General features: G+C 52.8%; 26 protein-coding genes. 23 read left to right on the top strand and 3 right to left on the bottom strand.

The genetic code is table 11. The features are described from left to right. Positions 1 to 34 precede the first annotated feature (34 nt). The 11 genes from MF6394_RS01555 (at position 35) to MF6394_RS01510 (ending at position 8626) form a co-directional block, all read left to right on the top strand. Positions 35 to 535, top strand: a complete 501-nt coding sequence (locus MF6394_RS01555; protein ID WP_161952147.1) for a J domain-containing protein — start codon at positions 35 to 37, stop codon at positions 533 to 535. Positions 536 to 603: 68 nt separating this feature from the next. Continuing rightward, a complete protein-coding gene (locus MF6394_RS01550; protein WP_078465947.1) occupies positions 604 to 1587 on the top strand; it encodes a hypothetical protein in 984 nt (327 codons plus the stop codon). 70 nt (positions 1588 to 1657) lie between these two features. After that, entirely contained in the window at positions 1658 to 2077 is a 420-nt protein-coding gene (locus MF6394_RS33670) for a hypothetical protein (RefSeq protein WP_153045974.1), read from the top strand. A gap of 170 nt (positions 2078 to 2247) precedes the next feature. Next, positions 2248 to 2604 carry a hypothetical protein gene (locus tag MF6394_RS01545; RefSeq protein ID WP_153045973.1) on the top strand — a complete coding sequence of 119 codons (357 nt, stop codon included), beginning with the start codon at positions 2248 to 2250 and terminating at the stop codon, positions 2602 to 2604. Beyond that, positions 2601 to 4265 carry an SNF2-related protein gene (locus MF6394_RS01540; RefSeq protein ID WP_011923178.1) on the top strand — a complete coding sequence of 555 codons (1665 nt, stop codon included), beginning with the start codon at positions 2601 to 2603 and terminating at the stop codon, positions 4263 to 4265. The genes MF6394_RS01545 and MF6394_RS01540 overlap by 4 nt, the downstream gene beginning before the upstream one ends. A gap of 59 nt (positions 4266 to 4324) precedes the next feature. Further along, on the top strand, positions 4325 to 4852 hold the full coding sequence (locus MF6394_RS01535) for a hypothetical protein (protein WP_078465944.1): 528 nt from the start codon (positions 4325 to 4327) through the stop codon (positions 4850 to 4852). A 90-nt stretch (positions 4853 to 4942) separates the two neighbouring features. Then, the gene (locus MF6394_RS01530) at positions 4943 to 5677 is read left to right on the top strand and encodes a hypothetical protein (RefSeq protein WP_011923180.1); all 735 of its coding nucleotides are present in this window, start codon (positions 4943 to 4945) and stop codon (positions 5675 to 5677) included. Positions 5678 to 5915: 238 nt separating this feature from the next. Further along, on the top strand, positions 5916 to 6239 hold the full coding sequence (locus MF6394_RS01525) for a hypothetical protein (protein WP_078465943.1): 324 nt from the start codon (positions 5916 to 5918) through the stop codon (positions 6237 to 6239). A gap of 60 nt (positions 6240 to 6299) precedes the next feature. Further along, positions 6300 to 6827, top strand: coding sequence for a DUF262 domain-containing protein (locus MF6394_RS01520; protein WP_078465942.1), 528 nt, complete (start codon positions 6300 to 6302; stop codon positions 6825 to 6827). Between the two features lie 648 nt (positions 6828 to 7475). Further along, a complete protein-coding gene (locus tag MF6394_RS01515; RefSeq protein ID WP_153045972.1) occupies positions 7476 to 7973 on the top strand; it encodes a hypothetical protein in 498 nt (165 codons plus the stop codon). Between the two features lie 164 nt (positions 7974 to 8137). Then, positions 8138 to 8626 carry an Arc family DNA-binding protein gene (locus MF6394_RS01510; protein ID WP_078465940.1) on the top strand — a complete coding sequence of 163 codons (489 nt, stop codon included), beginning with the start codon at positions 8138 to 8140 and terminating at the stop codon, positions 8624 to 8626. Between the two features lie 220 nt (positions 8627 to 8846). Here the strand turns inward: MF6394_RS01510 and MF6394_RS01505 are convergent, their stop codons facing one another. Continuing rightward, positions 8847 to 9227, bottom strand: coding sequence for a hypothetical protein (locus MF6394_RS01505; RefSeq protein ID WP_078466155.1), 381 nt, complete (start codon positions 9225 to 9227; stop codon positions 8847 to 8849). Between the two features lie 193 nt (positions 9228 to 9420). On the opposite strand from MF6394_RS01505, the gene MF6394_RS01500 reads away from it, so the two are divergent. Next, positions 9421 to 10227: an N-6 DNA methylase gene (locus MF6394_RS01500; RefSeq protein WP_011923186.1), complete on the top strand. Its 807-nt coding sequence runs from the start codon at positions 9421 to 9423 to the stop codon at positions 10225 to 10227. 69 nt (positions 10228 to 10296) lie between these two features. Next, entirely contained in the window at positions 10297 to 10557 is a 261-nt protein-coding gene (locus MF6394_RS01495) for a YebG family protein (RefSeq protein WP_078465939.1), read from the top strand. A 38-nt stretch (positions 10558 to 10595) separates the two neighbouring features. Here MF6394_RS01495 and MF6394_RS01490 read toward each other — a convergent pair whose 3' ends face one another. Continuing rightward, positions 10596 to 10859: a sulfurtransferase TusA family protein gene (locus tag MF6394_RS01490; protein WP_078465938.1), complete on the bottom strand. Its 264-nt coding sequence runs from the start codon at positions 10857 to 10859 to the stop codon at positions 10596 to 10598. A 394-nt stretch (positions 10860 to 11253) separates the two neighbouring features. On the opposite strand from MF6394_RS01490, the gene MF6394_RS01485 reads away from it, so the two are divergent. Together MF6394_RS01485 and MF6394_RS01480 are read left to right on the top strand one after the other, a co-directional pair. Then, complete coding sequence (locus MF6394_RS01485; protein WP_078465937.1) at positions 11254 to 11511, top strand: hypothetical protein; 258 nt, start codon at positions 11254 to 11256, stop codon at positions 11509 to 11511. A 19-nt stretch (positions 11512 to 11530) separates the two neighbouring features. Next, positions 11531 to 11929 (top strand): hypothetical protein, encoded by a 399-nt coding sequence (locus MF6394_RS01480; protein WP_011923188.1) that lies wholly within the window; start codon positions 11531 to 11533, stop codon positions 11927 to 11929. A 1485-nt stretch (positions 11930 to 13414) separates the two neighbouring features. On the opposite strand, the gene MF6394_RS01475 is transcribed toward MF6394_RS01480, so the two are convergent. Next, on the bottom strand, positions 13415 to 14572 hold the full coding sequence (locus MF6394_RS01475) for a replication protein (protein ID WP_078465936.1): 1158 nt from the start codon (positions 14570 to 14572) through the stop codon (positions 13415 to 13417). A 219-nt stretch (positions 14573 to 14791) separates the two neighbouring features. Here MF6394_RS01475 and MF6394_RS01470 point away from each other — a divergent pair, with 219 nt between their 5' ends. The 8 genes from MF6394_RS01470 to MF6394_RS01430 all read left to right on the top strand — a co-directional run bounded on the left by MF6394_RS01470 (position 14792) and on the right by MF6394_RS01430 (position 20639). Continuing rightward, positions 14792 to 15082 (top strand): hypothetical protein, encoded by a 291-nt coding sequence (locus MF6394_RS01470; protein ID WP_078465935.1) that lies wholly within the window; start codon positions 14792 to 14794, stop codon positions 15080 to 15082. Further along, positions 15070 to 15459 (top strand): hypothetical protein, encoded by a 390-nt coding sequence (locus MF6394_RS01465; protein ID WP_078465934.1) that lies wholly within the window; start codon positions 15070 to 15072, stop codon positions 15457 to 15459. The genes MF6394_RS01470 and MF6394_RS01465 overlap by 13 nt, the downstream gene beginning before the upstream one ends. A gap of 76 nt (positions 15460 to 15535) precedes the next feature. Then, positions 15536 to 16291 (top strand): hypothetical protein, encoded by a 756-nt coding sequence (locus MF6394_RS01460; RefSeq protein ID WP_011923192.1) that lies wholly within the window; start codon positions 15536 to 15538, stop codon positions 16289 to 16291. A 250-nt stretch (positions 16292 to 16541) separates the two neighbouring features. Continuing rightward, the gene (locus MF6394_RS01455; protein ID WP_078465933.1) at positions 16542 to 16910 is read left to right on the top strand and encodes a hypothetical protein; all 369 of its coding nucleotides are present in this window, start codon (positions 16542 to 16544) and stop codon (positions 16908 to 16910) included. Positions 16911 to 17092: 182 nt separating this feature from the next. Further along, complete coding sequence (locus tag MF6394_RS01450) at positions 17093 to 18256, top strand: phosphoadenosine phosphosulfate reductase domain-containing protein (protein WP_078465932.1); 1164 nt, start codon at positions 17093 to 17095, stop codon at positions 18254 to 18256. An 11-nt stretch (positions 18257 to 18267) separates the two neighbouring features. Next, the gene (locus MF6394_RS01445; RefSeq protein ID WP_233100528.1) at positions 18268 to 18792 is read left to right on the top strand and encodes a hypothetical protein; all 525 of its coding nucleotides are present in this window, start codon (positions 18268 to 18270) and stop codon (positions 18790 to 18792) included. Between the two features lie 447 nt (positions 18793 to 19239). After that, entirely contained in the window at positions 19240 to 19554 is a 315-nt protein-coding gene (locus MF6394_RS01435; RefSeq protein WP_011923197.1) for a hypothetical protein, read from the top strand. Further along, on the top strand, positions 19551 to 20639 hold the full coding sequence (locus MF6394_RS01430; protein ID WP_078465931.1) for a hypothetical protein: 1089 nt from the start codon (positions 19551 to 19553) through the stop codon (positions 20637 to 20639). Before MF6394_RS01435 ends, MF6394_RS01430 begins: the two co-directional genes overlap by 4 nt. The last annotated feature ends 74 nt before the right edge of the window (positions 20640 to 20713 follow it).

Here is a 20713-nt window from a genome sequence, read left to right as displayed (position 1 = left end):
CGCCTGCACTCTCCAAGAAGACATGATTTCGAATATGCGTACCCATTATCACAACCTGCAGGTCCAAGAGAACGCAGATCAGGCAATCATCAAGGCTTCTTACAAGGTCCTCGCTCAGCGCTATCATCCTGACAGGAACTCTGACAACGCTGAGGAAGCCAGCCGGATATTTCTGATCATCACAGATGCTTATGAAATACTCTCTGAACCGGATAAACGCTCGGTTTACGATGCAAAACTGAAGGCAGCACGCAAGTCTGCACTGGCAGCGAAATCACACAGAACTGAGCAAGAGCCGCGTCCCGCCCCACATATTCCCGAACGCGTAGCACCGATCTCTGCGAACCCCGCCGGACTTCTAGACCTCGTGGCGAACACTCAGATGGGGCAGAAGCTGCGTCGGATGATGAGACGAGTAGCGGACAATCAGAACACCCCACCGACAATCAGGTGGCTGCTAAACCGGCCGGTACACCTCGTTGTTATGCTCCAAGTTATCGTAGCTGCCTACCTATTCAAAGACGTCATTTTCTAACCAGGTCTGTCGGCTTCCGAGCACAAAATTGATCATGGCTAAACGTTCACCAGATGGAGCTTCAACTTATGGGCAAACGGATCATCTATGAGATTGGCCACCCGGCCGCGGCCACTCTCTACTCCAATTCCAGTCACGACAGCCAAGACCCTGAGATCTTGTTCTATTCCCTGATGAAGGATTTCATCGGCCGGCCTACAGCGCTTGTTATTGAGCTGCTCAGCCTGTCCTACCAAACGTCTTCCGGAGACAACCTGGCGGGTGATCCTCTATTCACCATCGCCCAATACCCAGGCGAGCGTGAGTATGTCCTGATTGGGGATGTCGACTCGGGAGCCGTGACCCGCCGGGAGGACGCGTACGTCGGTCTGGCACCACTCCCAACCTCATTTGAGGCGAGTGTGCATGCTCTGTTTAACCGGTTCCGCAAAGCTGCGGTACCGACCGCATACAGTTCGGTTGAGAGTGTTCGTCAACATCTTAATGAACTTGGTAGTAGCTTGAACAAGGTCATGAGCTCAGACAACGATGACTCCGTAGTAGCTGATGCTGCATCTGCCCTTCACTTGGCCTTGGTTGACCTGCTTGCTCGCCGGGGTATCGGCCTTCAGGCATGGTCCACGGATGCACTCATGGAGCTGAAGTCAGGCAGTACGCGCCAAAGCCTTACAACGGCAGCCCCTCAACACAGACCTTGGATGCCCGGCAGCACTCTAGCCTTTGGTGAGGAATACGGCGTCCTCTATCGTGATGAGGAGGAAACGCTACAGGTGGTTGTCGAAGAGGGCTCCGTGGTCGTCTGGCAGCGTGAGGTTGACGGTGAAATGGTGAAGGTTGAGCAGCACTACGTTCCCTCAGATGTCGACATGAAAAAACACTGCTTAAACCTGGTGCCGTACAAAGGGTTCACCTGCATTCACTTTGGTGATGGTCGGGCCGTATTCACAAGCGGCGAGGTTGAGGCAAGCTATCGAGTGAAGCTCGGATCAGGATGGGAGCTCGAAGCTTGGGCGGGCGTCAAAGTGGATATGGACCGGGCATTGATGCACTGATAACCCCACATGGGCTTCTGCCACAACCATTACACCCCGATTATCAATCACTCACTGATCGGGGCTCATCATGAAATACATACCTACAACTTCTGTGCTGGAAGTTAAACCGCAGCCTTCTACCGCGGTAACCAGCGATGAGGCCCATGCCCAAGAAATCCGTTCATCACTGAGTGTCGACGCTATTACGGCTGAGCGCCATTCCTTAACTGAGATATCCAAATCCAGGTACGAGACGGGTGACCGCGCAGGACTGGCCGAACCTTCAGGGCACTACATGGCGGGTGATTCTGCAGGATGCACAGTATTGGACTGGATGACTGCAGCAGAACGCTTGCGCTTCCACCTGCTGGGCTTAGCGTTGCCGTCTTTTGGTGAAGAACGGCTGGCCGCCCGCTCCCGTATCCAAGAACGCATTGCAGCGAGGAAACGCAATGCTCTGACCCGTAATTTCAGTTCCTCGCGAGAGCAGGCTGCCGAAATCTGTTAAGTAGTCACAAAGCATTGGCGAATTTTCATGCATGGGTTTTGGATAGCCGGATGCCCGTCGTTAAGGTGTACTTGAACGACTATCTCCCATGGTTACCACATATGCCAACACACTCCGTTGTGGGCACGGCTATCGACAATGACGAGCGGATAACGGCTCTTCGACTAGCCATGTCCAAGATTGTCAGGTTCTGCTCCAGTCAACGCGTCGCGATGAAAGATGAGAAGGTCGCCCAAGCCCAAATGGAGACTCTACTTCTCGGCGCAGGTTTTGACATCAAACGCGAACACAGACTTTCAGCCCAGGACATCCCCGATTTTCTTATCTCAGAATCGGGCTTCTCAATCGTTCTCGAAATGAAAACCCGGTGCCAACGGATGAAGATCCTCCGCCAACTAGAGCGCTATTCAAAGCACCAAAGCGTGGACGGGATCATCCTGCTCAGCGCTACAGCAATTGCCATTCCACCGCAGATCAGTGACACCCCCGCCATCTTCGCTTCAATGGGCCGGGGGTGGCTGCGATGAATACCTATGGCAAGTTGACCCTGACAGACAGTAAACGTCAGTGGCTGCTTGAGGGGTTAGCTCCGCACGTAGCGATCCGTCTCAAGCAGATTTTCCCGCGAGTATCGAAAACTCAGGTTGATTGCTTCACGTTCCCTAATGATCTGGAGCATTGCAGCGATCTTGAATGGTTTGCCAGTCGCTACCCTCTCGACATTTCGGATTCTGCAGCCAGGGCTTTGAAAAAGGGCCGCAAAGGCTTTCAGGCTCGGAAGGCTGAACTCGAACAGATCCTCCTTCCCAGCTTCGTTCCGTCCCCATGCTCAGGATTGAAGCCCGCATGCCAGTCACGGCTTTACCAAATGCAAGCTGCTGCACTCGCCCACGCTACCGGCACACTTCTGCTGGGGGACGACATCGGACTCGGGAAAACGGCGGCTACCGTGATGTGGCTGCTGAATCCGGCATGTAGACCCGGGTTAGTGGTTGTGGACACTCACCTTCAGAAACAATGGCTGAACAAGGTAGAGGAATTCTCTGATCTGTCGGCGCACATAATCCGGACCGGAACGCCCTACGACCTCCCGCCCAGCGACGTCTACATCATCACATACGGTAAATTGGCCGGGTGGGTTGATATGTTCAGAAGTCGTTTTTTCAAATCAGCTTGCTGGGATGAGATCGGCGGCCTTCGCAAAGGCCTGGAGAGCGTCAAAGGCGAAGCATCGAACGTGCTCGCCCAGAATGTGGACTTTCGATTGGGCCTATCAGCAACACCGGTGTACAACTTTGGGATTGAGATCTTTAATATTTTCGAGATCCTTCAGACCGATGTGTTAGGTACTCGTGGAGAATTCATTCGAGAGTGGTGTAGCGATGGCCAGCACGTATCAGACCCAGAGGCGTTGGGATCTTACCTTAGGGAACAGAAGGTTTTCCTGCGGCGCACGCGAGAGGATGTAGGACGACAGCTGCCCCAGGTCAGCACGATGGTTGAGGACATTGCCCATGATCAGAAGGCTCTGAAGTCGATCGAAGAGATAGCTCGAAAGCTAGCCCTTAGGTACCAAACTGGCACTTTCGAAGAGCGTGGTCAGGCCGGCAGAGAGCTCGACATGCTCGTGCGCCAGGCCACTGGCATCTCGAAGGCTCGATTTATTGCTCAATACGCGCGCATGTTTCTGGAGGACAATGTGCCCATTGTTCTTGCAGGCTGGCATCGGGCCGTCTACGACATCTGGAATGAAGAGCTGGCCCAGTGGAACCCCGTTATGTACACGGGGAGTGAGTCGCCCAAGCAGAAGGAAGAATCCAAACGTCGCTTCCTAGCGGGAGAGTCGAATGTTCTGATTCTGTCACTGCGCTCCGGGGCAGGCCTCGACGGGCTACAGGCTCGATGCAGTGTTGTGCTGCACGGTGAACTGGACTGGTCGCCCAAAGTGCACGAGCAGGTCACAGGAAGGCTAGACCGCGAAGGTCAGCCCAACCCTGTGCTATCCATATTCCTTGTGTCAGAGGATGGATCAGATCCTCCGATCATCGAACTTTTGGGAGTTAAGGCTGCACAAGGCACAGGTATCACTGACCCCGGCCGAGTCTTTGAGGCGAATGTGCCGGATACAGGCCGCATGCGACTGTTGGTAGAGCGCTATCTGCCTAAAAACGCTCAACAGGCAGCCTAAGGGTTCTGCCACGCTGGGCCAGGTCTAATCATGGGCGCGTCCAATCATTGGGAGCGCCCATGAAACTTCTGACTTTCCACCACACCGATAACGGCAACTGCCGGGTCTACTACAAAGACAGCATGAAGCAACTGGTCTGCTTCCAACCGTCACATCTCAAAGGCCAGTTCGGTCTTCTCGCCTGTTCACGCGACGGCGAACCGTCCCACAACATCGAGGTCAGTGGTTACATCATTGACCGATTTCCCGCGGCATCCGATGGTGCGACCGCAGTTCAATTCCGCACCTGGTACTTGGCGTCAGCCTCAGAATCGCAACGTGTTTTCGTAACGTTCTACCCAGAGGTCTGGATTCAAGACAATGCCACTGTGGCGGACCCGGGTGAAACGCAGATCGATGTCACGGCCGCCATACTTGACATGGGTATGCTCCAAGCGCTGAAGCTGAAGGACAACGACGACCACTCCGACGACCTGAGGCTAGCAGTGGAGGCGCCGCAATGGGTAAAAGACTGGCCAGGCCCTCACCGGGTTAGCTGTGAGAGTGCTATCCAGGAACACTTTACTGAAGACATACAAGCATCCTGATTTACCTCGTACGCCTACTCTTCCAGGGGTTCTGCCACATCATTTCCGATCTGAAAATAGCCTCATTCACTACATTGAGGCTTCATTCAGATGATCAGCACTTCCAGCCATGCCACCCCTACCCTGTTGCAGTCCGGTCTGCCCCGGGCTGAACTGATCACCTCGATCGCGACCCTTTACATGCAGAGCATGCACGCGAAGTGCGCCGGCCAGCCTGCGGACGTCCGCGAGTACCACATCGGCTTTGCAGAGAAGGTTTTGAATAAAGATTTCTACGGCCTTGAGCACATCTGCAATGGACTGAATTCAGTTGGCAAAGAAGTGTTCTGCACAGTTGCAGGCCTGAAACTTCCTAAGGCCCAAGGAGCTTCACGCGAAGCCCTCCGAGCATGGTGTGGTGTAAGTGAATTGGACGACGATCTGACGAAAGCGAAAGCCCGGCTTGATCACGAGCTCAAATCTGCGCAGCGGGTGTTCAAGGAGAACATGCCGGCGATCATCACAATGATCGAAGGCTGGTATAGCGCTGGTTACGTCCTGCTGATGTCTCAAAACAAGCGCAACTACATCGCGAATCGTGCTCAGACCCAGGGACGCGACCTTTCAACGCGCGGTCTTCACGGATCTAAGTTTCGACCATACCTTGAAGCCTACCTATCCCTTCAAGCGCTTCGCGTCCAGAAGGGTGAGATCACTGAACCCGAATACCAGCCACCTACAGCTGTCTCGGTAGTCGCACCAGTGTCGGAGCCAAAGCCAACAAATGAGCCAGCCCATTCTGCCCCTGAATCGAGCGCTCCTATGCAGCATGGTTTCTGCTTCTGATCCCAAAGCACATCCCAAGGGGCATGCATTCCATGCCCCATTTTGGATTGTACTCAACTCTCATTCTCATGTCTGACCCACGCCAATTCAAGAATTCGCTGATCAACCCTACGCAAGCCGCGCTACTGATTAAGGGCCTCGGTCTGCGAGTTTCGATCCAGATGGATGACCAGGCTTGAGGCACACGCTAATAGCAAGACAATGGGTGCACTCAACTTCTGAATACAGAGAACCGTCGATGAAATCAGTGCCCTATGAAGCGTTGGACAATGTAGGTAAACCATTTAACCGATCTGCCAGAATTATCTCTGAGCTGCCATGGCGTGAGCGTAAAGCCGCTCTGAGTGGTGCCCTGGCTGCGGTTTCCGAACAGGTAGGCATTGCACCGACAGATCAGATCTACTTTGGCATCCCAGTGTTTAACGCTTTCGGGATGAACGCAAAAGAGGCGCGTCAGCACCCAATGGCAGCCCTGCTGATGACTTCCGGAGGCGATGTTGGTCTTGAGATGGTCGCTGGCTTTATGCCTAGTGACGCTATCAGTGGAGTCATACATAGGTAGCTTCTGGCACGATATAAACCACCAGAAGATGTGCGGTATAACCGTTATGGAGATACCGCAATGCTTCCCCCTCGACTGCTCAATGGTACGACCCGCGCTTTTACGATCGAATGCCTGATCCCTACGGCTTCAATAAATCGCGACCTCACCCTTCTTCCAGAAAGCCGCCAAATCATGCGCTTCGTGTTGCCCGACTGGCAGCGTGCTGAATGCTGGGACCGTGAGAAGAAGGTTAGCTTCATCGAAGGTGTTTTTTTAGGCTTCGGAACCGGTTTTCTCGTTGTAAACGGCCGTGAGTGGGAGGGAGATTCTGCTAAGCCGGCTCCCATGGCTGGATGGTTGCTGGATGGTCAGCAGCGAGTATCGGCCGTGCGTGACTTCCTTGCCGGCGAGTTCCCAATCTTTGGTGACATCTACTGGTCAGATATTCCCCGCGCCGATCAGATGCGACGTTTTCTACACCATCCATTCCCTCAAATGGAGATCGAGTACATCGGTGACGAACTGACCTTGAAGTCGCTCTACAAACGGCTGAACAAAGGCGGAGTTCCTCACACCGAAGCCGACATGGCGCGCGTGGACCAGTAGTTTGCTGTCACATCACCTCAGTGCGGCTCAGGACGCCACAGCAAGAAGATCAAGCGAGCCCCCATGACCTCATAAGCTCTTTGCTACTTCGAAACCTGCATGCCTAGTGGAGGTCTCCTTCAAGCTGTAAGGGCTATGCCTCAATCAACCTAACTGTGGACATCCGTTAGCTATGCCCCGGTTGCGAGATTCACATCAGCACCTGGTAGCTGGACATGGTAGCGACTGGAACGGCCGAGATCGCAAGAAGCCCTTTATCGAACTGCTAATACTTGATGACTTCGTTTCCTCACATAGTCATGGGGCGACGACTACGCCTTGGCAGCCGCAGAAATAGCAGCATGAGGATTCACCGTAGATCTTGATGCGAGTACCGTTTGGTTGCCACGTGAATAGAACAAGATCGACCACAACCGCGGGCAATTTGCGCGTGCTTCATATCGCACGCGCAGAGCTTTAATCTCCATAGGCATTGAACTATGCAACAAGGATCGAGCTGGCTATGAGCTAAGCCTTATGGATGTCCGTGGAATTAGTGAATAGGCGCTTTCGTTGTATTTCACAGTTATTGAATCTCTCAAATGACCCGCTTCTGGCACACCCTAAAGCCACTGATTCTGGTGCTTCCTAACAGCAGAGCACCTGATCATGTTCGAATCATTGCGCGCGGCAAAAGCTGCAAAACTCACCCTCGGAAATCTTAAGGGACCGTCATCCAGTCCTGGAAACCGAGAGTGGTCGTGCTCACTCCTTTTCTTTGGTGCAATTGTAGGCTCTGCATCAGGTTCTGAGCGCAATCGAGAATTCACCTTGGTACTGAACAAGGGGCTTCAAGAACAGATCATTGAGAATCTAGTGAAGCATGGTTTCAGCTTGGATCTCACGCAGATCCCCAAGAATGCAATCCGCCCCACAAATCCAACTGACTTCATGCGCCTGGCCATTGCCCAAATAGCCGATGAAATGGACATCGTGCGTGAATTGCGTGAGGCCACTGCAAAGTCGACACTGGTAGTGTTCAACTCAACTCCAGGAAAAGTTGAGGTCTTCCCTTACATCTTCACCCCTGAGGTGAAGAAAGGTTTGATTGAGGCCTATGGTGAATCAGAAATCGAGTTCCTGAACGAGACACTCAAAGGCCTCTGAATGCAAAACATCTGCTGAAACCTATTCCCCACATGAACAAAGCGCCAAACTGCCGTAGAAATCCGACAACAGGCAATTTGGCGTCATGTTCTTGACTGGAAAAATGATAAGGTTCAGCGGAGAATGCGCCCAGTTTTATTGACTACCGACCTGAGTCTGACACCATGAATAGCTCGACCAGCCTGACATCAACCCCGGATTCCGCATTCCCTGCGGCCCCGTCGCGGACGGCTGAAAAATTCGTACTTCGTATTCCGATCGTGCTCAAAGAAGCTATCGAAGAGGTGGCTCGACGCCAGTTCCGCAGTTTCAACAGTGAAGTGGCACTCGCAGTTATCAGCCAATTTGAGAGTCATCGCCGGCTGATCACAATGCGCAACTCCCTGGCCACCCGGCTGGGCTCAGATGTGGCTGACGAGGTGCTTTTAAGGTTCCAGCGGATTGATCCTGAGGAAGGCACCGTACAGGGTTTCAACATTCGCTTTCCAGAAGGCTTGCGGGATGAGGTTAAAGCATCATCGGCCGACACCATGAAGATTGCGATTGCCAATGCTTGTGCTGACTGGGTCTACTACAGCCAACAAATTGAAGCACTTTTGAAGCGATGTGAAGATCCTGACATTCAATTCCCCTCGGCAGTTGTCAAACACTGATCCGCGCGGGCTAAATGCGGCCCGCCTCTCATCTCCTTTGACCGTCCTTGCCTCTCTACGACCTGCCTCCCGCCTTTCTCACTCTTGCCGGCCTCAAGCTATGACAATGTCATTAGCGCCATCTGCAGCCATCTGTGAGCACCGACCTGACCCTTGCGACTATCATGAGCAAAGAACAAAAAAGGGGCTCAATCTGAGACCCTCTTTGATCTGACTGAAATCACATACCAGCGGCTTTCAGGAGTGGGTTACTGGAGCTACCATTCCCACCATTGGTTTTGTAAGCGTCCAGCAACTTACCACTCTTCGACCATTCAAAGACGGTCGCTTCGGCTTTGTTTTTACCTACGAAAGGAATCGCGGTAATGAGGTTATATTCGTATCGCCAAATTTCCTTGGAAGAGATTTCACCTTTTGAAGATGGATAACCGATTTCTTTAACAACTTGCTCTTGAGATGCGCGAGCAGTTTTAAGTTGTTGAACTTTCTCTGGCGCGACGAAAGTCCCAGTTTCGTAGTCAAGAGGTGACTTTCCGTTAGCGCAACCGCCCAGGACGGCCAAGGACAATACAGCAGCGGCAATTAGTGCAACTTTCTTCACGAATAGATTCCTGTTCAGATCGGTACCTGGCCGCTTCATTGCGGCCAGGTAGCAGGCATGGATGACGCCCACTACTCACGATAACGGCACCTTGTGAATACGGCGAGCCAAAATGCCGTAAGCAAAATGGTGGTTCTGGCACTCAGCCACTCGCTAGAGACTCACTCCTATAGCTCAATCATGGAGTGCTTCAATGCCCAGTACCAAAGAAAGCCTTGCGACGATGTCTAGCATCATCAGCTCTGTAGGCTACTACCCAGCCAGGAGCGTATTCGCCGATTTTGTTGAGATGGCCGCAATCGCGATACGCAATTCGTGCGACCAATCTGCGCGTGATGTTCGGGAAGCCCGCTATCTAACCCTCATTGGCAAGTACAAACCACAAGATCAGCCCAAATTCGGTGAGCTACTGCAGCATCTCGTTCAAGCCCTTGATTTACAGGCTGGTGATCTACTCGGCGAGCTCTACATGCGCCTCGGGGTATCGAATGCCGATATGGGGCAATTTTTCACCCCACCCTCTATTTCAACCGTGCTTTCAAAGCTCGCGATGGATACCGAGCATATTCAAGCACAGGTGAAGCGCAGAGGTTTCGTGACGCTTTCGGAACCCGCAAGCGGATCTGGTGCCATGGTCATCGGGTTTGCTAATTCAATGCTCGAACTGGGTATCAATTACCAGCAACACCTGCACGCCACCTTGATCGATCTCGACATACGCGCCGTTCACATGGCCTTCATTCAGTTGAGCTTGCTTCACATCCCGGCCGTTGTGGTACACGGCAATACCCTGACGCTAGCTGAGTATTCTCATTGGCATACCCCCTCACATGCCATGAATCTCTTTGACTACAAGCTCAAGCGCGGTTTTTCACTTGAAAGCGAGATGGGAATCGCCTATCTGAAAGAGGATTCAGCTACGCAGCTTTCTGAATTCACTTGTGGGGTTTTGGCACACACAGCCGTAGACAATAATTTTGTACAGGCTAGCAACCTGTAGCGTTGAGCAGAGAACCCTACCTGCTGAATCAGTTTCCGACTAAAAGTCATCACATAAACGAGGCCGATCATGGCTGTAGAAACCTTGTATCGCAGTACCCGAGACCTGGAGACAATCTTCGTGGAAAAAAAGCTGGCAGATCAACATGATGCGATGCTTGAGCTTGGCGAAGCACTCACTGCGGCACTGATTCAGAATGTGCCTGGGTTAGATGAAAAAATGGGTGAAGAAGTAGGTATTTTCATGGCGAAAAATCGCTCGGCCTTTGCTTCAGCTTTCAAGAATAATCCGGCTGCATTGCTTGAGATTGGTCGAGAAGCTGAGGGTTGATCGAGTTCGGTACGGGCTGAAGGACTGCCCGTACCGCTTCATTCCCTGCGCTGGATCCTCAACCAAAATCCGAACACTCCACCTTCTTCTGCCTCTCCTATCAATTCGTGGCCAGTCTGTTGAGCAAAGGTTTTGAAGTCCCTCTTGCTCCCAGCGTCGGTCGACAAGACCTGCAGTACCTGCCCTTGTGACATTCGATTGCATTCGAGCCGAGCCTTCAGGATCGGTATGGGACATTGAAGTCCTCTTGCATCCACGATGCCGTCAGGGTCCTGGTATGGGTCTGGATTTGTGGCAGCCATTGCGCCGAGTCCTTAGTACTTGATAGTGCGCCCAGTGTAACCCGCATTCGCCCGGGGGGCTTCTGGCACGCCCCCTTCAAAATGATGATGACTCGGTTAGTGGCCAAGGCGACTTCGCCGTCCACATCGTTTTTTTATCACCACTCGGTATGAATGATTTCCCGAGATGAAATCTGATGGATATATGCATGAAACTTCAAACCACTCTTTTACCCCCCTTGTTGACTCCTACGTGTGATGCTGCCCAGCTTTACGCTCAGCACAGTGACCTTAAACACAAGCTTTGGCGCTCAGCCCATACCGATCATTTCACTCGTACCGAGCGAGATCAAATGCGTGAGGCGCTGGCTGGCCTCAGTGAGGCTCACCGATCTGTCACAGGGGCCCCGTTGAAATGATGGCCAATCGCTTATACCGACGGTACCAGTGCGTCTTTGAAGCTGGTGAGGATAAGCTTGATCTCGAAGTCACAGGATTGGATTTACGTCATGGAGCAGTACATTTGCTCACTTCTGATGCCGGCATGGCCATGGCCCTCAAGCATGCAATCAGTGCTGATGTTCTGCATGAGATCCCAGGTAACCTTGATCCGTCGTGCTTGGTCAAAGGCCTAGGTTGGGCCACTTGGATCAAGCAGACTTCAACGATCTAACCAGTGTGGAGACAACGCGATGTCATTAATCAGTAAATCGGCAATCCAGGCTGTTCGTGATTACGTTATCGATGACAATGGTGGGCGTCTCGAGACAGATTATTTTGGTCACCAAGTAATTGCTGCTGCAGAAGCGCATTTAGTCACATTGGAACGTCAGTCGAGCCCCCCCATTCCTCTGCTTGAGTTCTTCGAGAGGAAAGATGACATGGGCCTGGGCCGGCTCCGGATGATCATGGATGGTGACGCTGACGTGATCATCGAGGTGATCAGCACAGAGGGTGAATCACTAGCTCTAGAATTTTGCACCTCGGTCACAGGAGGTGGTCGATCCCCAAAGGTGCGTGAAGCGCTCTACAATCTTATGAATGCGATTCGCGATGAGAACGAAACCAATCCTATTTTTACTGGAAGATAGTGTCCGATGTTTTCCTGCCTAGGTCCATTTTCTGATTTTTTCGGGCTTTTCCTGTTCACCGGTTGCGAAGCGTGTTGTTGTTTTTTTGGTTAAAAGGCTAAGAGCGATTAAGAACGGATAGGTCGATGGATTTCAGCCTACGGCCCTTGTGCTACGTGGATCTCAGCTAAAATTCAGGCCCTGCATACCTACATCATGGAGCGGAACAGACCTACTACTTAGGGCCCTCCAGACCTACAACGCTTATTTTTGGCCTGCTTTTATCCACAAGTTTATCCACATTTACCCCCTTCCAGCACTTCCAATGACCAGTTGAGCCCACCAAACCTACAACCCGATTGAAGTTAATTGGTGGATCTGGAAAGGCTCTCACCTGTGCAGCGCACCAAACCTACAACTCTGCAGCAATTCAGGAGGTTTTTCTTCTGGTGTCTGTCGCCTCGAAATCGGTTGGGCGCATCAAACCTACAACCTGTTGCGTTTCGGGCCCTGCAAACCTACAACTTTTTCTCAGTTACACACAGGCTTAGCCACAGCCCTCCCATGAGGAACAGTATCAAGCTATATCTGGCCTGAGTTGTAGGTTTGGTGCGCTCTTTATCTGGGCAGTTCCAGCGTGTGGTGTTGTAGGTTTGGTGAGCCCTTGTTGGACCGTCCTATGGCTTTCAAGGTTGTAGGTATGCTGCGCTCTACTTTTCACCGCCCAGGTGAGGGCTTTGACTGCACCAATCATAGGTTTAACCGTTCAATTCCAGTGGCTTACGTTATTGTCTTAATGCCAGCTCGGCTGTTGATTCTCCCGCCCGCATTCGTTGGCCGGCATGTACGGGTTGGAGGTTTGATGCGCCCTATCTTCTCGCAAGTGCTGGGGTTGGAGGTTTACTGCGCCCTAAATTGCAACCAAGCGTGCAATTTCAATGAAATTCTCAGTTTTCACTAATTAGCCAGGATTCAGTGGGTTACGGTACATAGCTCGATCTCAAGGTATGTATCATTCCTAAGCATCTGATATTAGTGCCTATGCAAATCGACCGTTGTAGGTTTGCTGCGCCCAATCTCAGAAAACTCAGCCCACGTTGTAGGTTTGATGTGCCCTATTTCTTCACCATCACTCCCACCACGGCCACATAAATTGGGCTCAAGCCGTTACCCCTGAGGGGCTGTAGACCAGACATGACATCAGCCTACGTGGTCTAGGTTTGAGTTTGTCCTGGACGCAGGTGGGGTGTTGGGGGAATGCTGCAGGTTGGATTGACCGCCGTGGGTTGTAGGTTTGATGCGCTGCATTTATGAGGTAGCGCCGGCGGGTGTAAGCAGGAATAGGGTTGTAGGTTTGTGGGGCCCTATCTCATCGAGACTTGGCCACATCACTGTAGGTTGTAGGTTTGGTGCGCTCTAGATGGCAACACAATGTTGTAGGTTCAGTGGGCCTGACCTAGTCCGACCCTGCATTCGTTCACGATGTTGTAGGTTTGGTGGGCCCGATCAGTCGAACACTTGGTCGGATCCGTCCTCAGGGAATGAGCCCTCTGCGCCAATGTTCTGCGGAGCCTCAGCGGAACCTTCAATGACATTTTTCCCCTTAACCGCTTCTTTAGCCTCAGCGATGCCTATCTTGCCCTTGATATCGCTAGCCTTCTTGTTGGCCTTCATCATGTGTTTGATGAAATTGTCGTGGGGTAGGATTTCAAATTGAATATCCTTGGTGACCCTCTTGTCATGATCGTCTTTGATCATCACTTCGTTCCACCCAGGCAGGATCACATTCTGTTCGGCGAGGCTTTTCAGCGCTGTGCGCATGGCCCGCATGTTGTCCTTCATACGCTCTGAGAGACCACGAGGGCTCTGCTCTAGGAAGCTGACCAACTTTGGCTGGTAAGGATGGTTCAGCGATGCCTGGGTCCAGTAATGGGAGATGCGCTTGTAAATGTAGCGAGCAAGGTCGGACTTCAGCCCCATCGAAATGCTGTAGTCATACATCCTGAACGCCTGCGTTTTTACCCCCAAGGTCACCAGCGGGTGAAAAGTAGCAAAGCACCTTGCCGACCCATCGCTCAGATAGTCTTCGCGTGTTGTGATAGCGAGTTTTGGCAGCAGGTTGCCCCGGTAACTGTTCCGCCCCTTACCCGAGCCTGTTGAGCACTCGAGTAGTGATGAACTCATGACATCAAGAGCCTCTTGTACTTCCTGGGCGCTGTAAGAGTGCTTCGTTCTGGCCAGCTCTTTCCTAAGCTGGCTGATGGTGAAGTAAACTCCTACCTCTTTATCGTCTGGCGACTCGAAGGAATTACCGTTCACCGCAATCTTCCGCAGTGCTTCCTCGACGATCTCCTCTCTTGACCCAGGATAGAGCATGACGCTGACCGTCTCGCCGTTATCGTTCGTCCGCTCAACAACGGCCGGCTTGATCTTGATCGTGTACACCGCCCCGCGAGATTTTAACTGCCGGGTGATAACGCTGTTTTCTCTAAGGTCGAGTTCAGTATTCGCCCAAACGTATTTCGGTAAGGCGTCATAAAGCTCGATCGTATTGCTGTAGTCAGATTCCGAGGAGTCTAGAAGCTCAAAAAGGGCGAGCTGGGGTGTTTTGTCTGTAGCTTTGCTCCCAGTCTTCGCAATACCCTTTTTTCCGGTGCTAGCCATCAATTGCTCCTCAGCATTCTGCAAAATACGATTTGCCCAGATTCGTTGAGTAGAACCTCGGTTTACGAGTTGAATTTTTCCATTCTACCCGGTGCAGCTCTTGCCCGCACTCAAGGCCTGGCCGATCGCCTGAATGACCTTAACCCCCCCTGTATTCAGCTTCTGCCACACATTCTCTGCCTCCACCATGGCTTCCCAATTTTTAGGCAGGATTGATCCATGATTCAGGTCCGCATGAAACCCCAGTCGAATATCGAATCCTCAGGCTGGTTTTCGCGCCTCAAGCAGCTCGACAAGGGCTACACCTCGACCTCTCGGGCAGAGGCTTTCGGTACCATCGTCCACTTGGTGAAGGTAGGGAATGCTTGCCTCAAGCTCAAGCAAGGTAGTAGCCGATCCCTGCGATCAGAAGTCAACGAAGACAGTTCAGAAGTGAAAGCGATGCTTCAAGATCTCACGTCAGTAGGTGCCCTTTTCCCTATTACCGAGGCGAAGTCATGGTCCCTTTGATTTGCATACTTGCGGCCGCCGGTTTTGGAACCGTTGCTGAAGGATTGCTTCCATCTGCTGAGCTCAACGTTCCGCCCCTCAGCATAGGCAAAGTGTTTGACTATTTCCCCTACTGGCTCGGTGGTGTGCTCGCGAGCTGTTTCTCCCAAGTTAGTCCAAAGGCTGCAGTGATTTTTGTGATCATTCATTCCCTGGTCGTGGTCATGACTGCCGGCATTCTCCGGTTCGCCTCCACGTCGTCAAAGACACAAGCCCAACTTGCAGGATTTTCCCCTGCCCTGCTGGTCTGTGGTGGTCGAATACTGATGGTAAAGTTGACCTTCATCCTGATGATTGTCTTCACCCTAGCTCTGTCGGGCATCCATCTGGCGCTTTGAAAAGCGATACATCAATTCGGGTAGTGGCACGACACCGTCTGCTTGATTATGTGCTCATCGGATTGAGGAGACGTGGATGAGCACCAATTTATACAACGGCCGTATTCTGAGGAATGCAACTCTCAGCGATGCGCTGGCCAGGCTTAAGGATTTGCGCCCCGAGGCAGTGACAAGGGCACAAGCTGCAGTGGCACAGCTCATAGCTGCAAAGCGGTACTACTGGGCTGACATGGACCAGAACTTCATCCCCATTCCACGTAAGGAGTACGGCAGCTTCTACTGGAGAGTCCTTGACATCCTCAAGCAGCAGCGCATCAAGGTCGAGGGTGAAGGGATACGCAGCGTGGACTGGGACTTTACATTCCAAGTAATTCTAATCCCCCACCATGAGCATGTACTTGCGCTCTATTACCTTGAAAACAACCCAGGGTTCACGCAGATGCTCACCCAAGCGGGGTTTGCGGACTTTCACTATCAGAACGCTACTGACGGCCCCGATGACATACCGTTCTCTGAGTGGGAAGCCCGGTGTATTGCCTGGGACGAGGCTATGCCTTCCGGGGTGCCGGCTCATGCTGGGTTGAAGTACCAGGTCGTCACATGGACTGACATTGGCCTGACTCTACAGAATCGTGACTTGATCCTCAGCACTAGGCCTGAAGACGACGCGCGCCGTATTCGGGTTGCCTACAACCTCATTGATCCAATGCCTCAAACTCCAGAGAGTAGGGACATGGGCATTTTCCAGCTAGCAAAGCAGGGGGAAGCGATTGCGCAGGCCAGAGCACCGCACGTGTTTCTGGCAACCGACGAAACCGTGAATGGCCAATAAAGGCTGATCCGATCTCAAACAATTTTCCCGTACATCTCCCATTTTGGCCAGGAACTGCCGGCACTACGAAAAAGTCTGAGTGGCGAGGCATCACTTCAATTTTGTGAAACCCTTCACAGAACCGACGAACGGTCTTAATAACTCGGTACTTCTGCCGAAAAGGGAGTCAGAGCCAGTTAAGGCCAACTGTTGTGCCCAAGGGCGCACGTGAAATGGATGAGGTCTTAGGACCTGTAGAAGGAAATACAACATGTCGCACTCGATTCTCGTTGCTGGACGCAAAGGTGAGATGGTAGAGGTAGAGCAGATTGATCTGTTCAAGCACCGTATTAACGAAACGGATTTCAACATATCAGTCCATGCGGAGCCGAGATCGGTCTGCTCTCAGGGTGATCGGCCATTGGTTGTGAGCCTGTATGAGACTGGCTGTAGAATCGCTAGCCTGTCGGCTTGCAACGCTTCAGTGGTGCTGGGCGGTGGAACAGGTTCAATCGACAAGCACCAGATACGTGTCTGCGCGCTTATCACTGTCGAGAACCTGATTGCGGAGATTGGAGGCATGCGCCTTTCATCACTGCTGGATAACTCGCTTTCAGAACAAAATCATTACAACCAGTAGCCGACCCTAGCTGATTCGCAGGATCGTTGGTGCTCGGCCTCAATGATCCTGCCCCTTATCCTACCTGTATTCATTCTCTACCTGGACAACCGACCTTGCGCTGAAACATCAGCCTAAAGGCTTCTGCCACTCTCTGGCCGACCTCACCATGGATCATCGAATCCAAGCCAGGAATCCACACCATGCTCGCCCTTCCCCCAGTAGCCACTACACCTGAAATCGACATTCTCCTGAAGCAGAAGACGGTTGTAGCCGTCGGCGTCAGCGGAGGAAAAGATAGCGTAGCGTGCCTGATTGCGGTCCATCGCTACTTGGACAGCATTGGGTTCGAAGGGCCGAGGTGCGCCGTGCATGCGGACTTGGGCTCGGTTGAATGGGAACAGAGCTTGTTCAAGTGCCAGGAGGTTGCCGACAAGCTTGGCTGGAAGCTTGAGGTTGTTAAACGTGCCGCCGGTGGAATGATGGAGCGATGGCTGAAGCGCTGGGAAAATAACGTTGAGCGTTACATTGATCTGAGTTGTGTCCAACTGATCCTGCCGTGGTCAACGCCCTCGATGCGGTTCTGCACATCCGAGCTCAAGAGCGCCGTAATACGCAGCCACCTTAAGCGCACTTACCCTGATTTTAATATTCTCAATGCCACTGGGGTTCGCCGCCAGGAATCGCCCAATCGAGCCAAAATGCCCATTGCCAAGCATGAACCTGTGGCCGCGCGCCGCGGCTTTGATGCTTATCAGTGGAACCCGATCATTGAGTGGGATGTGGGGGCTGTATGGGGCGCAATCGCCAGCGTGGGACTTGAGCCACATGAGGCATATACACGGTTCAACATGACAAGGGTAAGTTGCCGGTGGTGCATTATGTCGAGTGCTGGCGACGCTTATAACGCCACTTTGGATGAGGCCGGACATCCCCTATACCGGCAGATGGTTGATCTGGAGATTGATTCCACTTTCGCCTTCCAGAGCAACAAATGGCTCGGAGATGTAAACCCTTCCCTTCTGTCCTCAGAAACCTTGGGCCGCCTGGCTATGGCGAAGCAGGTATCCTTACGCCGCAAGGCATTAGAAGCCGCAATCCCTAAACATCTGCTCTACACCAAAGGCTGGCCAACCTGCATCCCAACATTTGAGGAGGCTACATTGCTGGCAGAAATTCGCAGCGAGGTAGCGGCGGGCGTGGGGCTTACCATCAAATGCTCCACACCCGAGAGCATCATTCAACGCTACGAGGAACTGATGGAACAGATGAGACTGAAGGGCGGGGTTGCTGCTGAAGAGGGTGAGAGCGCTATCCAGTTGATCCCGGCTCTACAGATCCAACCTCAACAGCTGTCCTTTTTATGAGATCGAGTGTGATGAATACTCAATGCGCCCTTCCTCGCGCGCTGCGCCGCATGCGAATAGACGCAGCCAGCATTGAGAGGCTGGAGATACCAGAGGCTGCCCTAGAATGCGCTGCATCCTGGGATATTGAGGTTGTCGCGTTGGATGACCTTCCCCTTCCTAGGACTGATCTTGCCGACTGGCTTGGCTGTGTCCAGGCCCACCCACACACCGATCCATCTTGGGGTGAGTCGATCTTCCTCACCCTGGCTGTTCAAGCTAACCACCTATTTGAAGTTATGGTGGCTCCTGGGCTCGTTACATCGATGACGGTCCGCCCGGGCGATGTGTTTGCGTTTTCGCCACTCAAGCATCACTGGCTGCGTCCGCAGGGTGATGACGGCTTTCTGTGCGTTCAGTGGACGATACCTAAATCGGACTTCGTGAAGACCTATCGGGAGATTAGGAAGGGGCTGGATGCCATTGGGGTTCGGTCGACCAAGGTTCCAGCGATCCAGAGCGCTTGGAAAGCCAGCATTGGAGAGGAAACGCAGTGATCCTTTACTTGTTTGCGAACCGAGCCTTGGAAAGCGCGGCGAGTGTTGCTGTGTTGTCGTCTGATGACTCTCACGAACCCCGACACCCAACGGAGAGTATCAGTGACCTTCCAGGCATCTTGAGTACGGCTACCAGTTGGTTGGTATGTTCTGAGCTCTGGCCCGATCGGCAGGAGAGTGACGCGGCTACCGTCGAGTCAGTGAGCGCCCCGGGCCGCTGACATGGCTGCGGCCGCACTCGGCCTGTAGCGTTGATTACGTGGGGCTGCGGTGGGTTGTCCCACGTGAAAGCTTGGAGGAAGAGGTCCAGCGCATTGTCCTAGGTGTCAGTGAGCTTGCAGGTAAACCGGGCATGTTGGTGCCTACCGACTAATTTTGGTACACAGGTTTTGGCACACGCAATCCTGCCTCACCATGCAATCATTGAGTATTGATGAGGCAAGCATTATGACCATGACACGCGTAACAACCCCCGCGCTCCACGTTCAGCATTACATCGAAATACCGTTCACATGGGCTGCTGACCGCATTGCTGATGAAGGCTTTCACTCTGATGTTTGGTCACGCATCGAGGCAGAGGCAGATCGACTCTGTGCTGCCTTGGGTCTGGAGCTGGACCCCGCTGGGGCTATTAGCGAAGAAGGCATTCGGCTCAAGGGAACCGACCTTGGGGTTGTACTGGCCGCGGGCTCGGAACTCGCTGAGTTTCTGTCAGCCCAATCAGGTCTCGTTTTCCTTAAGCAGGTCGAGGAGCGCTCGTGATTCGCCCGTTGCTTGCGGTTGCTTCCTTGCTTCTCTGCTGCTCTGTAGCAGCCGCGCCAGTGGCCCATGATCACGTTGATAAGCGGTTAATCCCAGCACAGATCAATTTCGTTCCCCCTAAGACCCCGCAGGACATACCTGAGGTCTACATCGATGGCTACATCCACCGGCCTACGGTCGAAGCATTTCGCAAGAACGGCTTCCTGAAAGACCGGCAGGTTGGATTTGTGTATTTCAATTCTCATGGTGGGGATTTGGTTGCGGCTATGGAGCTTGGCCAACTGATCCGGGAGCGCGGCTATTCAACGCGCATTGGAGTCTGGAATGGCCCTCATACCAACCCCAGTGCGGGTTACTGTGAGAGTGCCTGCCCATTTGCTTTCGCCGGCGGCGTGTTTCGGTTGATGGACGGTGAATCCAAGATGGGTGTCCACCAGTTCTTCAAGGCCAGCGGCGTAGCTGGGGATACGGACATAGCCACGGGCCAGATCACCTCTACCCTGCTTGCTAACCACCTCAGCAACCTTGGAATCGATCTTCGCTTGCTTGAGGTTGCCTCTAAAGCCGGTCCGGCAGACATGAATTATCTTACTCCGCTCGAAGCCTATGAGTTGGATCTGGTGAATGCAGGATCGCTAACAGCAACCTGGACCATTCGCGGTGAGCACGGGCTTGTGTACTTGATGGGTGAGCAGACAAAGATCACCGGTACCGGCAGGATCGGGATTTCGTGCAACTCTCAGGGTGGAGTATCGATGGGGGCCTTTTACAAGGCGTGGTACGACACAAGCGTGCTTGGGCTGATGGATAAGCTGTCGTTGATCGTTGACAACAAGCGGTTCTCAGTCCGTAACGGAAAGGTCGGTCCCAGTTTGAAGAATGGATTTTCTTACATCACCTTCGATCCCACCCCAGAGCAGCTGGCAGCATTCAGAGGAGGTCGAACGGTCGGTTTTTCGTATGAGAAAGATGCTACGGATTTGAAAGCTCAGTTCACTATCGACGTCAACGATTCACGCGAGATGATCGATAGCTTTGCTCAGTTCTGTTCTGGTGCGCGGCCCAGCTTTGCCGAGAAGATCTGACGGAGAAGACGCAAAAGCATTCCCCATGCGGAATCTAAAGTGAACGTCAGCCGGTTGCGTGGACCGGTTGACGC

The sequence above is a fragment of the Pseudomonas sp. MF6394 genome (assembly GCF_002018845.1).
Taxonomy (GTDB): domain Bacteria; phylum Pseudomonadota; class Gammaproteobacteria; order Pseudomonadales; family Pseudomonadaceae; genus Aquipseudomonas; species Aquipseudomonas lactis.
The sequence above is the reverse complement of the archived record's forward strand: the minus strand, read 5'-3'. Positions and strand labels throughout refer to the sequence as shown.

Bases quoted from the DNA above. Each gene is read 5' to 3' on its own strand.
- MF6394_RS01515 (WP_153045972.1), top strand. From the start codon at position 7,476: ATGTTCGAATCATTGCGCGCGGCAAAAGCTGCAAAACTCACCCTCGGA.
- MF6394_RS01535 (WP_078465944.1), top strand. From the start codon at position 4,325: ATGAAACTTCTGACTTTCCACCACACCGATAACGGCAACTGCCGGGTC.
- MF6394_RS01510 (WP_078465940.1), top strand. From the start codon at position 8,138: ATGAATAGCTCGACCAGCCTGACATCAACCCCGGATTCCGCATTCCCT.
- MF6394_RS01445 (WP_233100528.1), top strand. From the start codon at position 18,268: ATGAATACTCAATGCGCCCTTCCTCGCGCGCTGCGCCGCATGCGAATA.
- MF6394_RS01545 (WP_153045973.1), top strand. From the start codon at position 2,248: ATGTCCAAGATTGTCAGGTTCTGCTCCAGTCAACGCGTCGCGATGAAA.
- MF6394_RS01450 (WP_078465932.1), top strand. From the start codon at position 17,093: ATGCTCGCCCTTCCCCCAGTAGCCACTACACCTGAAATCGACATTCTC.
- MF6394_RS01495 (WP_078465939.1), top strand. From the start codon at position 10,297: ATGGCTGTAGAAACCTTGTATCGCAGTACCCGAGACCTGGAGACAATC.
- MF6394_RS01480 (WP_011923188.1), top strand. From the start codon at position 11,531: ATGTCATTAATCAGTAAATCGGCAATCCAGGCTGTTCGTGATTACGTT.
- MF6394_RS01555 (WP_161952147.1), top strand. From the start codon at position 35: ATGCGTACCCATTATCACAACCTGCAGGTCCAAGAGAACGCAGATCAG.
- MF6394_RS01525 (WP_078465943.1), top strand. From the start codon at position 5,916: ATGAAATCAGTGCCCTATGAAGCGTTGGACAATGTAGGTAAACCATTT.
- MF6394_RS01500 (WP_011923186.1), top strand. From the start codon at position 9,421: ATGCCCAGTACCAAAGAAAGCCTTGCGACGATGTCTAGCATCATCAGC.
- MF6394_RS33670 (WP_153045974.1), top strand. From the start codon at position 1,658: ATGAAATACATACCTACAACTTCTGTGCTGGAAGTTAAACCGCAGCCT.
- MF6394_RS01550 (WP_078465947.1), top strand. From the start codon at position 604: ATGGGCAAACGGATCATCTATGAGATTGGCCACCCGGCCGCGGCCACT.
- MF6394_RS01540 (WP_011923178.1), top strand. From the start codon at position 2,601: ATGAATACCTATGGCAAGTTGACCCTGACAGACAGTAAACGTCAGTGG.
- MF6394_RS01455 (WP_078465933.1), top strand. From the start codon at position 16,542: ATGTCGCACTCGATTCTCGTTGCTGGACGCAAAGGTGAGATGGTAGAG.
- MF6394_RS01475 (WP_078465936.1), bottom strand. From the start codon at position 14,572: ATGGCTAGCACCGGAAAAAAGGGTATTGCGAAGACTGGGAGCAAAGCT.
- MF6394_RS01470 (WP_078465935.1), top strand. From the start codon at position 14,792: ATGATTCAGGTCCGCATGAAACCCCAGTCGAATATCGAATCCTCAGGC.
- MF6394_RS01520 (WP_078465942.1), top strand. From the start codon at position 6,300: ATGCTTCCCCCTCGACTGCTCAATGGTACGACCCGCGCTTTTACGATC.
- MF6394_RS01435 (WP_011923197.1), top strand. From the start codon at position 19,240: ATGACCATGACACGCGTAACAACCCCCGCGCTCCACGTTCAGCATTAC.
- MF6394_RS01465 (WP_078465934.1), top strand. From the start codon at position 15,070: ATGGTCCCTTTGATTTGCATACTTGCGGCCGCCGGTTTTGGAACCGTT.
- MF6394_RS01460 (WP_011923192.1), top strand. From the start codon at position 15,536: ATGAGCACCAATTTATACAACGGCCGTATTCTGAGGAATGCAACTCTC.
- MF6394_RS01530 (WP_011923180.1), top strand. From the start codon at position 4,943: ATGATCAGCACTTCCAGCCATGCCACCCCTACCCTGTTGCAGTCCGGT.
- MF6394_RS01490 (WP_078465938.1), bottom strand. From the start codon at position 10,859: ATGGCTGCCACAAATCCAGACCCATACCAGGACCCTGACGGCATCGTG.
- MF6394_RS01485 (WP_078465937.1), top strand. From the start codon at position 11,254: ATGATGGCCAATCGCTTATACCGACGGTACCAGTGCGTCTTTGAAGCT.